The organism is Sulfitobacter sp. W027 (genome assembly GCF_025143985.1).
In the GTDB taxonomy this organism is placed as follows: domain Bacteria; phylum Pseudomonadota; class Alphaproteobacteria; order Rhodobacterales; family Rhodobacteraceae; genus Sulfitobacter.
Genome location: NZ_CP083564.1, coordinates 1,983,541 through 1,996,537, shown reverse-complemented (window position 1 = coordinate 1,996,537; position 12,997 = coordinate 1,983,541). Strand labels below are relative to the sequence as shown.

Genomic DNA, 12,997 nt, shown 5'->3' with positions numbered 1-12,997 from the left:
TGCAAGTTGCTGCCATAATTCGACATTTGCCTGCACCATGTGCTCGGCAGGGGCGTGCGTCCGCTTGCATTACCCCGCGTAATACGTTTGTAATCCCGCGCGGGGGCTATGCTTTCCCACCCCTAACACGCGAGGAGCACCGTGATGGCAAACCCCCTTTATGACACCCTGTTTGGCCGTCACGCTGGCAAGACAACAGCCTTTCTGCATCTCGAAGGCGGGGTGACCCTGACCCATGCGGGATTTCTGGGCCGTGCCGCGCGATTTGCCCATGTACTGACCGGGCTGGGGCTGAAACCCGGTGACCGGCTGGCGGTGCAGATCGACAAATCCGCCGACGCATTGGCGCTCTATGCCGCTTGCGTGCAGGCCGGGGTGATCTTCTTGCCGCTCAATGCTGCCTATACCGCGGATGAGGTGCGCTATTTCGTGACCGACAGCGGGGCGGCGGCCTTCGTCTGCCAGCCCGCGCGCCGCAATGAGATGGCCCCGGTGGCCAAGGCCGCAGGCTGTCAGCTTGAGACCTTGGGCACCGAAAACGATGGCAGCTTTGCAGATCGTGCGACTTCGGCCTCCGACAAGTTCGAGACCGTCGCGCGGGCGGCGGATGACCTCGCGGCCTTCCTCTATACCTCCGGGACCACGGGGCGCTCTAAGGGCGCGATTCTGACGCAGGCGAACCTCTTGTCGAACGCGCAGACGCTGGCTGAATTGTGGCGCTTCACCGCGCGGGACGTGTTGCTTCATGCGCTGCCGATCTTTCACACCCATGGTCTGTTTGTAGCGACGAATGTGACGCTGGTGGCGGGGGGCGCGATGATCTTCATGCCCAAGCTCGACATCGACCGGTTGATCGACCGGATGCCCCACGCCACCGCGATGATGGGCGTGCCGACCTTCTACACCCGACTATTGGACGACGCGCGTTTCACCCGTGAGACGGCGGCGAATATGCGGCTGTTCATCTCCGGCTCGGCCCCGCTTTTGGCGGAAACCCATGTCGATTTCGAGGACCGCACCGGCCACCGGATCCTTGAACGCTATGGCATGACCGAGACCAATATGAATACCTCAAACCCCTATGAGGGCGAGCGCCGTGCGGGTACCGTGGGGCTGCCGCTGCCGGATGTAGAGTTGAAGATCACCGACCCCAAGACCGGCGCGATCCTCCCGGACGGAGAGATCGGCAGCATCGAGGTGCGCGGCCCGAATGTGTTCAAGGGCTATTGGCAGATGCCAGAGAAGACCGCCGCCGAGCTGCGCGAAGACGGTTTCTTTATCACCGGCGATCTGGGGCGGCGCGATGCGGATGGGTACGTCACCATCGTGGGGCGCGACAAGGACCTGATCATTTCGGGCGGCTACAACATTTATCCGAAGGAAGTCGAATTGCTGCTCGATGACCAACCCGGCGTGCTGGAAAGCGCGGTGATCGGTGTGCCGCATCCCGATTTTGGGGAGACTGTGGTGGCGCTGCTGGTGGCGCGCAAGGATGCAGTGTTGGACCTTGATCAGATTTCCACAGATATGGCCGCGTCGCTGGCCAAATTCAAACAGCCGCGCAAGCTGATCGTGCTGCCGGAACTGCCGCGCAACACCATGGGCAAGGTGCAAAAGAACGTGCTACGCGACACCTACCGGGACTTGTTTCAAACAAGTTGAGGGACATGGGCGGGCAGGGGGCTGACGCCTGCACGGCGACATGTCTCGTGTGAAATCGGCATCCGCCTGACCGCCACGGGTCTGCCTTGGCTGCGTAACCTGCGACAAACTGGCGTTTAATGCCCGGTTTCGCTTGAGGTGCCGGGAAAATTTCTACAGAACGTGGTGACCTTTCAGTCCGCCAGATCAGGAGTTCGCGTGTCCCTCTTCCTTATCGTTGCCTTGCCTTTCCTTGGCGCATTGTTACCCGGACTGATGAACTCTGCAGGGCGTCAAGCCTGTGCCGGGGTGACCTTTATGGTGACCCTCGTGGCGCTGGTGGGCTTGCTGACGCATCTGCCTGCCGTGCTGGCGGGCGAATTGGTCACCGCGCGGGTTGACTGGATCCCGCAGCTTGGCTTGAACCTGACCCTGATGCTCGACAGTCTGGGCTTTTTCTTTGCCTGTCTGATCCTTGGCATCGGTCTGTTGATCATCGCCTATGCGCGGTACTATCTGGCGCGGGGCGATCATATGGGGGAGTTTTTCACCTATCTGCTGCTGTTCCAAGGCGCGATGGTCGGTATCGTCCTCAGCGATAACGTACTGATCCTGCTGATCTTCTGGGAGCTGACCTCGCTGTCGTCCTTCCTGCTGATCGGCTATTGGAAGCACCTGCCCGAAGGCCGCCAAGGCGCGCGGATGGCGCTGACCGTGACCGGCATGGGCGGGCTGGCGATGATCGGTGGCATGTTGCTGCTGGGTCAGATCGTCGGCAGCTATGACCTGAGCGTGATCTTGGAAAACCGCGAGCTGATCCAAGCCTCGCCGCTCTATCTGCCCGCGCTGATCCTGATCTTGCTGGGCTGTTTTACCAAATCCGCGCAGTTCCCGTTCCACTTCTGGTTGCCGCACGCGATGGCCGCGCCGACACCGGTTTCGGCCTATCTGCACTCTGCCACGATGGTGAAGGCAGGCATTTTCCTGATGGCACGGATGTGGCCGGTGCTGTCGGGCACGCCTGAATGGTTTGTCATCGTCACCACGGCGGGGCTGATCACCATGGTGCTGGGCGCGGTGATCGCGCTGTTTAAACATGACCTGAAGGCTTTGCTGGCCTTCTCGACCGTCAGCCACCTTGGCCTGATCACCATGCTTTTAGGGACCGGCACGGCCTTTGGTGCGCTGGCGGCGGTGTTTCACATCTTGAATCACGCGACCTTTAAGGCCGCGCTCTTTATGTCGGCGGGGATCGTGGATCACGCAGTGCATACGCGCGACATCCGCCGCTTGGGCGGGTTGCGGCATCTGATGCCGGTGACCTTTGTCATCGCCACGCTGGCGGCGCTGTCGATGGCGGGGATTCCGTTGCTCAACGGCTTCCTGTCGAAAGAAATGATGCTGGAAGAGACCCTGCACACCACGCTGTTTGACATGCCGTGGCTGGTGCCGGGGCTGGCGACCTTTGGCGCGCTCTTCTCGGCGGCCTATAGTTTCCGTCTAATCGGCCATGTCTTCTTGGGCAAAGAGCGCGACGACTACCCTGACCATCCGCATGATCCCAAGCCCGGTCTGTGGCTGCCGCCCGCGCTGTTGATCATTCCCGTGGTTGTGATCGGCCTTGCGCCCTTCTTGGCCGAGCCGTTCGTCAAGCTGGTAACCGCATCGGTTCTGGGCGGCGCAGCCGAGATGCCTTCGGCGCATTTCAAAATCTGGCATGGGCTGGGTCCGGCGCTTTATATGTCGATTATCGCGGTTGTTGGCGGTCTGATCCTACTGGCGCTCTTCAGCCCGCTGCTGCGGCTTTGGGAGGCCACGCCCCGGCCCGAGGCCAAGTCGATCTTTGACCGGATCATTGCGGCCTTTGTCGGTCTATCTCAGGCGATATCGCTGCGTCTGCACAACGGGGCCTTCTCGCGCTATGCCGCGATTATGGCCGTAACCGTGGTGGTGGTGGGCTATTATGCTTGGGCCACCGGAACCGTAGGCGCGGCGACCCGTGAGTTGCAGCCGGCCAATGCGGTTCAGATCGCGGGCTGGCTGATGCTGGTGGCGGCGGCCTGTGGGCTGGTGTTCCTGCACCGCAACCGCCTGCTGTCGCTTATCTTGATCGGCATCGTCGGCCTGATCGTCTCGGCCGGTTTCGTCTTCTTCAGTGCGCCCGACTTGGCGATGACCCAGCTGACGGTTGAGGTGGTCACGATCATCTTGCTGTTGCTGGCGCTGAACTTCCTGCCCAACCGCACCCCGATCGAAAGCAGCGTTTTGCGGCGCAGCCGCGATGTGGTGGTGTCCGTCGGTGCTGGTCTGGCGACCATGGCACTATCTTACCACTATCTGCTGCGCGACACCGTGGCGCCGAGCATTTCTGAATTCCACCTTGCCAACTCCTACAAGGGCGGCGGCGGCACCAATGTGGTGAACGTGATCCTCGTCGATTTCCGGGGGTTCGACACCTACGGCGAGATCATCGTGCTGGGCATCGCCGCACTGCTGATCTACGCGCTGACCGAGACGCTGCTGTCCGGCCCAGTACGCGCACGCCTACTTAACCGCAAACCGGACCAGCCACGGGCAGGGGACCGGCACCCGATGATGATGGTGGTGATGACCCGCGTAATCATGCCGGTGGTGATGATAGTCGGCTTCTACATCTTCCTGCGCGGCCATAACGAGCCGGGTGGCGGTTTTATCGCCGGGCTGATCGTCTCGATCGCCGTGGTGATGCAATATATGGCCAGTGGCTTTGCCTGGGCCTCCGCGCGGTTGCGCTATCCCTATCACGGGATCATCGGCACGGGCGTTTTGATCGCGGGGCTGACGGGGATTGGCTCATGGCTTTTTGCCAAGCCGTTCCTGACCTCGGATTTCACCTATGTGCGCATCCCGCCCTTCGACAAGTTCGAACTGGCGACTGCCGCGCTCTTTGACCTTGGCGTGTTCCTTGCCGTCGTCGGTGCAGTAATGCTGTCGCTGGAAAGCTTCTCGCGGCTTGCCCGCCGGGCGCATGTGCCGGAGGCCGATCATCCGATGGACATCGACCCATCGCGTGAAGACAACACCAAGGCGGAGGCATAATATGGAACTTCTCGTCGCATCCGCCATCGGCATCCTGACGGCTTCGGGCCTCTACCTCGTGCTGCGCTTGCGGAGCTTTCCGGTTATCATGGGTACATCGCTGCTGACCTATGCGGTGAACGTTTTCCTCTTCGCGTCGGGCCGTCTGACAGTGGGCGCGCCGCCGATCCTGACGGATGCCGCACGCTATACCGATCCCCTGCCGCAAGCGCTGGTGCTGACCGCCATCGTGATTTCCTTTGGCATGACAGCCGTGGTGGTGATGATCGCGCTTGGCGCCTATCTGGGCAACAATGACGACCATGTCGACGACCCGCTGACCGATACCAAGGCGGAGGACCGCACATGACCCATTGGCTGATCCTGCCCATCGTGCTGCCCGCCTTTATCGCCCCCTTCATCGTGCTGGCGGCGCGCTATCACATCACCATTCAGCGGGTGCTATCGCTGTTTGGCGCTGTGGCCTTGATCCTTATTGGGCTTGGCTTGTCGCTTGAGGCGTCCAGCGGCGATGTCATTCTCTACCGTCTCAGCGATTGGGCCGCGCCCTTTGGCATTGTGCTAGTGGGCGACCGCCTGTCGACCCTGATGGTCACGCTGACGGCGGTGCTGGCGCTTTTCGTGCTGCTTTATGTCATCGGCTCGAAATGGGACGAACGCGGGCGGCATTTCCATGCGCTGTTCCAGTTCCAACTGATGGGCATCATGGGCGCTTTCCTGACGGGCGACCTTTTCAACCTCTTCGTCTTTTTCGAAGTGCTGCTGATCGCCTCCTACGGTTTGATGATTCATGCCGGCGGCACGCCACGGCTGCGGGCGGGGGTGCAATATGTGCTCTATAACCTCTTGGGCTCGACGCTGTTCCTCTTTGCGCTTGGCGCGATCTATGCCGAGACGGGGACGCTCAACATGGCCGATCTGGCGCAGCGGGTGGCCTTGATCGATGCAGGCGCGACCGTGGGCATCCGCATCGCAGCGGTGCTGCTCTTGATGGTCTTCGCGGTCAAAGCTGCCGTGGTGCCGCTGCACTTCTGGCTGCCATCCAGCTATGCCGAAGCACCCGGCCCGGTGGCGGCGCTTTTCGCCATCATGACCAAGGTCGGCGCCTATGCAATCATCCGCGTCTATACGCTGATCTTCTCGCCCGAACTGGCAACCACGGCGGATTTGCACACCACATGGCTGCTCCCTGCCGCGCTGCTGTCGCTGGCGCTTGGCATGATCGGGGTGCTGGCGGCCAAGCAGTTGGACCGTATGGTGGCCTTCTCCGTCATCGGCTCCATGGGCATGGTGATGATCTCTATCGCGCTGTTCACGCCCGAGGGGATCGCGGCGGCGCTTTACTATATCGTGCATTCGACATTGGCTGCGGGCGCGCTGTTCTTGATTGCCGATCTGGCGCGGGCAGGGCGGGACAACCTTGATCTGACGGCGCAGCCGCAGGTGTCGGGGGCCAAGCTGACCGCCGCTCTGTTCTTTATTGCGGCAATCGCCATGGTCGGTGTGCCGCCGCTTTCGGGCTTTGTCGGTAAGCTGCTGATCATGGGCGCCGCCGCCGAGAACGAGTTCTGGGTCTGGATCTGGGCCGTGATCCTGGGCGCGAGCCTTCTGAGCCTTGTCGGCTTTGGCCGCGCGGGCAGTGTGGTCTTTTGGAAGTCCCGGAGCATCGCGCCCGAAGAGGGGGGCAACCCTGCCGAAGCGCCCTCTGCATTGAGCTATGTGGCGGTCGGTGGTCTTTTGGCGCTGTTAGTGGCGCATACGCTGCTGGCGGGCCCGGCCACGCAATATGCCACAGCGATCTCAAAACAACTGTTCAGCCCTGAGCGTTACCTGACCACCGTGCTGGAGACCCCCGGCAAGCTGTCGGACGGCAAAGAGGAGGCCCATTGACATGATGCGACCTATCCGTTGGCTTTTGCCGCATCCGTTTCTGACCCTGCTGCTGACTGTCGTCTGGATTCTGCTGCAAAATGAATTCAGCGCTGGCATGGCGGTCTTTGGTCTGATCCTTGGGATCGTGATCCCGGCGCTGACCGCGCGTTGGTGGACCGACCGGCCCCAAGGCATTCGCCCGCTGCGCATGATCGCCTATGTTATCTTGGTCCTGTGGGATATCATCATCGCCAATATCCAAGTGGCGTGGATCATCTTGACCAAGTCCAACGCCAGCATGTCGCCCGCCTGGGTTGTCGTGCCGCTGGACCTGAAAGAACCCGAAGCGATCAGCATTTTGGCGGGCACCATCACGCTGACCCCCGGCACCGTCTCGGCTGATCTGTCGGACACGGGCCGCTATCTGCTGGTCCATGCGCTGGACGCACCCGACCCTGATGCGGTGCGCGATGAGATCAAAGACCGTTATGAACGCCGGCTGAAGGAGATTTTCCTGTGACCCAAGCAAGTGATTTTCTCACCCTCACGCTCTATGGCGCGCTGACGCTGGTCGCCATTGCACAGTTCATGGCGATGATCCGACTGTGGATCGGCCCCGGCACCGGGGACCGCATTCTGGCGCTGGATACGATGTTCATTAACGCCATTGGCATCATCGTGCTTTTGGGCATCCTGCAAGGCACGCAGATTTATTTTGAGGCGGCGCTGATCATTGCCATGCTGGGTTTCGTCTCAACCGTGGCCTATGCCCGTTTCGTTCTGCGCGGAGATATCATCGAATGAGCCCTGAGATCATCGCCACCTATGCCGTCGCCGTCTTGCTGGTCATCGGCAGCTTCTTTGTCACTGTCGCCGGGATCGGCCTGCTCAAGCTGAACGACCCCATGACCCGTCTGCACGCCCCGACCAAAGCTGCGACACTGGGCATTGGGGCGTATCTGCTTGCGGCTATGATTAATTCTTTCCTCTCGGGGACGGGGTCATTGCATGAATTGCTGATCATGGCCTTTATCTTTGTCACCGCGCCCGTCTCGGCCAATTTCATGGCAAAGGCGAATATCCACCGCCGCGATTGCCTGCCCAATCCGCCGGAACTGCCGGACGGAGACATATGGGCCACGTTGAACGTCCCCGAGGAAGACCGCGACGTCGAAGAGACGCTGCCCAACGCCTGAGGTCCGGCGGAACCGGTAGGATTCGTTTCAAACTGTTACGATGGTGGAAACCTTTTCGTGCCAGCATAGGTTAATGGGCGATGCCGCCCAACCAATGCCGCTTGAAAGGAGACTGCCCTATGCGTCTGACCGCGATCCTCATTATGTTGTTGCTGCCCCTCGCGGCAGTGGCCCAAGACCGCGTAGCCTTGGTGATTGGCATCTCCGCCTATGAGGGCGCTGCCGCCACCGATGGCCCCCGCGAAGATGCCGAAGCGCTCACCGACGCGCTGGAGGGGCAGGGGTTCGAGGTCACCACGCTGATCGACGCTGAGAGCGCCGCCCTCAAAGAGGAGCTTTCCGACTTCGCGTTTCAGGCTGAAACGGCAGATATTGCGCTGGTCTATTATGCTGGGCAGCGTATCGCCTCTGGTGGTCAGAGCTATCTGATCCCGGCAGACGCGCCTTTGGCTCCGGCTTCGGCGCTTCGGAGCGAGGGGGTGGCGCTGCCAGCATTGCTACGCGCGGCGGGGAAGGCGCGACAGATACGGCTCGTGGTGCTCGACAATTGCCATGCGGCCCCGCTCCAGTCGAACACTCCCTTGCCGCCGCCCGAGCCGCGTCAAGGCACGCTGGTGATCACTTCCGGAGAGGTGGGCGCCTGTGACGCCAGCGGCAACAGCCCCGGGATCTTCGCCACCACGCTGGCAGAGGCATTGGCCGAGCCGGAGGTTGAGATTGGGGCAATGTTGGACGGCTTCCGCGCCGAGCTGCGCAGCCGCAGTGGTGGCAGCCTCTCTGCGCGCCGCTTTGGTCGGTTGAACCCCACGCCGACCTTCATCGGCGGTTCTGGCGCAACGGAAAAGGCCGAGGCCCCCCGAACATGGTCGGGCCTGAACGAAGCGCAGGGTCAGCGCTTGGCGGAATTGGCACGTGCGGGGGATACCCGGTCTCAGCTGGGCTTGGCTGCGCTGTTAAGCGACGCTGACGATCCGCGCTACGACCCTCAGACCGCCGCTCAATACCTCCAGCAGGCTGTGGCGACTGGCTCGCCGGAGGCGCGGTATCAGTTGGCGCAGCTTTATGAAAAGGGGCAAGGCGTGGCGCAGGATCACGCCCGCGCCCTCGAACTCTACCAAGCCGCTGCCGCCCGGGGCCATGCGGCGGCGCTGAACGATCTGGGCTTCATCTACTTACAGGGCGCATTGGGACAGAAGGCCGACCCCGATCAGGCGCTTGACTACTTCCGCCGTGCAGCCGATAGGCGACACCCGGCAGCCATGTTCAACTTTGCCGCGATGATCGACGACGGCAAAGTGCCCGGTCGCGGCGCTGCGGATGCCGCGCTTTATCTCTACCGCGCCCTGCGGGGAGGGGACGGCACGCTGCTGGGGCTGATGCAGGATGAGCCGCAATTGTTCGACAGTGAGACCCGTAAGGCGCTGCAGCGCAAGCTCTCGGATGTGGGCTTTTATGACGGTGCGATCGATGGGCTTTATGGGGCCGGAACCCAAGCTGCGATCCGCGCTGCATTTGGCATGGACGAGACCGAGGTGCAGGCGGAAGCTGCTGAAACCATTGCCGAAACGGAAGAAGGCGACGCCGTGGCGGACCCAGTAGTTAAAGCCTCCGCGACGCCGGAGGAAGCGCCCACCGAAGAGCGGGCAGAGGCGGGCGAACCTTCGCCTGAGATCGATGCCGAACCCGAGCCCGGTGCGGATAAAAACGTCACCCCCGTTTTGCGCCCCAAACAAGCCAAGCGGGAGTGACCCCTGAAACAAGTAGTATTGAATTTCGCCCTGAATTAAGTTGGCGAAATTAATCCGGTTGCAATATCAGGGCCGATGGCTTTTGATTGGCGCATCAGTCAATAAAAACTTCTCTGGGGAGAACACCAATGAAAAAACTGCTTACGACTTCCGTTTTGGCGATGACTGCAGCGACTTCACTCGCTGCTGCCGAATGTACCGAAGTCACCTTCTCTGACGTAGGCTGGACCGACATCACCGCGACCACCGCCGCCGCTTCCGTGGTGCTGGACGCGCTTGGCTATGACACCGAGACAAAGATCCTCGCCGTGCCGGTGACCTACACGTCGATGGCTGCGGGCGACATTGACGTATTCTTGGGCAACTGGATGCCCACCATGGAAGGCGATATCGCCAAATACCGCGAAGAGGGCAGCGTCGACACCGTGCGCGCCAACCTTGAAGGCGCGAAATACACGCTGGCCGTGAACAAAGCTGCCGCCGACATGGGCATCAAAACCTTTGCCGACATCGCCGCCAATGCCGATGCGCTGGAAGGCAAGATTTACGGCATCGAGCCGGGCAATGACGGCAACCGCCTGATCCAATCGATGATTGACGACAATGCCTTTGACCTTGGTGAGTTTGAAGTCGTGGAGTCTTCCGAGCAAGGCATGCTGGCTCAGGTGGAGCGTGCCACCCGCAAGGAAGAGCCTGTTGTCTTCCTTGGCTGGGAACCCCACCCGATGAACGCCAACTTTGATCTGACCTATCTGGAAGGTGGCGATGATTTCTTCGGCCCCGATCTGGGCGGTGCAACGGTCTATACCAACACCCGCGCCGGTTTTGTTGAAGAGTGCCCGAACCTTGGCAAATTCCTGAACAACCTTGAGTTCACACTGGCCATGGAGAACGAGATCATGGGCGCGATCCTCGATGATGGTGAAAAGCCGGAAGAGGCCGCCGCCGCTTGGATCAAAGCGAACCCCGACGTGCTGGGCACTTGGCTTGACGGTGTGACCACTGTTGACGGTGGCGATGCGATGGAAGCTGTCGCTGCGCTGAAGTGATCCTCACGCTATGATGGAAAAGACCCGCCCCAAAGCGATGGGGCGGGTCATTCTCATGCGCAATTCTCCAATCCTGAAGGACTGACATGGACTGGCTGACAGAAAACAAGATCCCCGTGGCCGATGTGGCCGAAGACGCGCTGGATTGGCTGCAAACGAACGGGGCGTGGTTCTTTGACGGGCTGGCGGACCTGATGGAACGGCTGATTGAGGCGATCCTCTGGGTGCTGCAAACCCCGCATCCGCTCATTCTGATCGCCGTCTTCGCCGCGATCACTTGGGGTATTCAACGCAATTGGAAAACCGTGGCCTTTGTGGTGCTGGGCTTCCTGTTCATCCTCAACCAAGACTACTGGGAAGAAACGATGGAGAGCCTGACGCTCGTGCTCTCGGCCTGTGTGGTCTGTATGGGCGTGGGCGTGCCGATTGGCATCGCCGTGGCGCATCGGCCCCGGCTTTATGCGTGGGTGGCCCCGGTTTTGGACCTGATGCAGACGCTGCCGACTTTCGTCTATCTGATCCCTGCGATCGTCTTTTTCGGCATCGGTATGGTGCCGGGGCTGATCGCCACGGTGATCTTCGTGCTGCCCGCGCCGATCCGGTTGACGCAACTGGGCATCTCCTCGACCCCTAAGGCGCTTTTGGAGGCCGCGCAGGCCTTTGGCGCTAAGCCACGTCAGACGCTGTGGAAGATCGAACTGCCCTATGCTTTGCCGCAAATCATGACAGGTCTGAACCAGACGATCATGCTGTCGCTGTCGATGGTGGTGATTGCAGCACTGGTGGGCGCAGATGGCTTAGGTGTGCCGGTGGTGCGTGCCTTGAACCAAGTGAACACAGGCTTGGGATTTGAATCCGGGTTGGTGATTGTCGTCGTGGCGATCATGCTCGACCGTATCCTGCGGGTGGGACGGAAATGAGTAAAGCAGTAGAATTCGATAACGTATCCATCGTCTTTGGCGACAAGCCGGAGAAGGCTCTGCCGCTGATGGACGAGGGCCAAAGCCGCGCCGACATTGAATCGGCGACAGGGCAGGTGCTGGGCGTGCATGACTGCTCGCTCACCGTTGAGAATGGCGAGATCCTCGTGCTGATGGGGCTTTCGGGCTCGGGCAAATCGACGCTTCTGCGTGCGGTTAATGGGTTGAACCCAATGGTGCGCGGCACGGTGCATGTGCATGACGAAAACTGGTCTTGTGACATTCATGCCAGCAATGCCGCCGAGCTGCGCCGCGTGCGCCGTGAATGTGTGTCGATGGTGTTTCAGCAGTTCGGCCTGCTGCCCTGGCGCACGGTGCGCGACAATGTGGCGCTTGGGCTGGAACTGTCGAATGTCCCCAAGGCCGAGCGGTTGGAACGGGCCGAGCGGCAGTTGAAACTGGTGGGCCTCAGCGATTGGGCCGACCGCAAGGTAGGCGAGCTTTCGGGCGGGATGCAGCAGCGTGTGGGCCTTGCCCGCGCCTTTGCTACCGAGGCGCCCATTTTGTTGATGGATGAGCCATTCTCGGCGCTCGACCCGTTGATCCGTACGCGGTTGCAAGATGAGCTGCTGGACCTGCAGCGCGAGTTGAATCGTACGATCATCTTCGTGAGCCACGATCTTGATGAAGCCTTTAAGCTGGGCGGGCGCATCGCCATCATGGAAGGCGGCCGCATCGTGCAGATCGGCACTCCGCGCGAGATTTTCTCGAACCCTGCATCGGACTATGTGGCGGAGTTCGTGGCCAATATGAACCCGCTTGAGGTTCTGACGGCGCGCGACGTGATGGGCGCGGATGACGGTGCTGCCACCCAAGGCGAAACCACATCCGAGACCCCGGTGCGCGAATTGATGGACCGTCTGCGTGGGGCCGATGCCGCGATTGCCGTTATGGAAGACGGCGCTCAGATCGGGACGGTCACAGCACATAGTATCGTGGACCGCCTCAAAGCCTAGGCTGTGGTCCGACTTGAACGCAAAATGGCGCCGCCCAGATTGGCTGCGCGGCGCCTTTTTTGTATTTAGAGCGATGGTTATGACGCCGCGGCCGTGCCAAGCGTCTTTAATATCGGGCAGTCGGGTCGATCGTCCCCGGCACAGTTGTGGACCAGCGTGCTTAACGTGTCGCGCATCTCTTGCAGGCCGCTGATCTTGGCTTCGATCTGCGCCAGATGATCTTCGGCAATCGCGCGCACGTCGGCACTGGCACGGTTCTTATCCTCCCAAAGCGCTAGCAGGTTGCGGCAATCTTCGATGCTGAACCCCAACGTTCTGGCACGGCCCAGAAAGGCCAGCTTGTGCATCTCGCTTTCCCGGAAGGCGCGGTAGCCATTGGCGTCGCGCAGCGGTTTGACCAGCCCGATATCCTCGTAATAGCGGATGGTTTTCGGCGGCAGGCCCGTGTGTTGTGAGACTTCTCCAATGTTCATAATG

General features: G+C 60.9%; 12 protein-coding genes. 11 read left to right on the top strand and 1 reads right to left on the bottom strand.

What is annotated here, in order from left to right; genetic code table 11:
* The first annotated feature begins 144 nt into the window (after positions 1–144).
* The 11 genes from K3759_RS09770 to choV all read left to right on the top strand — a co-directional run bounded on the left by K3759_RS09770 (position 145) and on the right by choV (position 12,520).
* Positions 145–1,662 (top strand): malonyl-CoA synthase, encoded by a 1,518-nt coding sequence (locus K3759_RS09770; RefSeq protein WP_259981430.1) that lies wholly within the window; start codon positions 145–147, stop codon positions 1,660–1,662.
* A gap of 198 nt (positions 1,663–1,860) precedes the next feature.
* A complete protein-coding gene (locus K3759_RS09765) occupies positions 1,861–4,719 on the top strand; it encodes a monovalent cation/H+ antiporter subunit A (protein WP_259981428.1) in 2,859 nt (952 codons plus the stop codon).
* A 1-nt stretch (position 4,720) separates the two neighbouring features.
* Positions 4,721–5,068: a Na+/H+ antiporter subunit C gene (locus K3759_RS09760; protein ID WP_120350813.1), complete on the top strand. Its 348-nt coding sequence runs from the start codon at positions 4,721–4,723 to the stop codon at positions 5,066–5,068.
* The gene (locus K3759_RS09755; RefSeq protein WP_259981427.1) at positions 5,065–6,609 is read left to right on the top strand and encodes a monovalent cation/H+ antiporter subunit D; all 1,545 of its coding nucleotides are present in this window, start codon (positions 5,065–5,067) and stop codon (positions 6,607–6,609) included. Before K3759_RS09760 ends, K3759_RS09755 begins: the two co-directional genes overlap by 4 nt.
* A 1-nt stretch (position 6,610) precedes the next feature.
* Complete coding sequence (locus K3759_RS09750; RefSeq protein WP_259981425.1) at positions 6,611–7,111, top strand: Na+/H+ antiporter subunit E; 501 nt, start codon at positions 6,611–6,613, stop codon at positions 7,109–7,111.
* 68 nt (positions 7,112–7,179) lie between these two features.
* Positions 7,180–7,395 carry a K+/H+ antiporter subunit F gene (locus K3759_RS09745; protein WP_243254371.1) on the top strand — a complete coding sequence of 72 codons (216 nt, stop codon included), beginning with the start codon at positions 7,180–7,182 and terminating at the stop codon, positions 7,393–7,395.
* Positions 7,392–7,787, top strand: a complete 396-nt coding sequence (mnhG, locus tag K3759_RS09740) for a monovalent cation/H(+) antiporter subunit G (protein WP_259981423.1) — start codon at positions 7,392–7,394, stop codon at positions 7,785–7,787. The genes K3759_RS09745 and mnhG overlap by 4 nt, the downstream gene beginning before the upstream one ends.
* Before the next feature lie 119 nt (positions 7,788–7,906).
* Complete coding sequence (locus tag K3759_RS09735; protein ID WP_259981421.1) at positions 7,907–9,535, top strand: caspase family protein; 1,629 nt, start codon at positions 7,907–7,909, stop codon at positions 9,533–9,535.
* Between the two features lie 128 nt (positions 9,536–9,663).
* The gene (locus tag K3759_RS09730) at positions 9,664–10,584 is read left to right on the top strand and encodes a choline ABC transporter substrate-binding protein (RefSeq protein ID WP_259981420.1); all 921 of its coding nucleotides are present in this window, start codon (positions 9,664–9,666) and stop codon (positions 10,582–10,584) included.
* Positions 10,585–10,670: 86 nt separating this feature from the next.
* Positions 10,671–11,504: a choline ABC transporter permease subunit gene (choW, locus tag K3759_RS09725; protein ID WP_007120044.1), complete on the top strand. Its 834-nt coding sequence runs from the start codon at positions 10,671–10,673 to the stop codon at positions 11,502–11,504.
* Positions 11,501–12,520, top strand: a complete 1,020-nt coding sequence (choV, locus tag K3759_RS09720) for a choline ABC transporter ATP-binding protein (protein WP_259981419.1) — start codon at positions 11,501–11,503, stop codon at positions 12,518–12,520. Before choW ends, choV begins: the two co-directional genes overlap by 4 nt.
* 77 nt (positions 12,521–12,597) lie before the next feature.
* Here choV and cueR read toward each other — a convergent pair whose 3' ends face one another.
* Complete coding sequence (gene cueR, locus K3759_RS09715) at positions 12,598–12,993, bottom strand: Cu(I)-responsive transcriptional regulator (protein WP_259981417.1); 396 nt, start codon at positions 12,991–12,993, stop codon at positions 12,598–12,600.
* Positions 12,994–12,997: the final 4 nt, after the last annotated feature.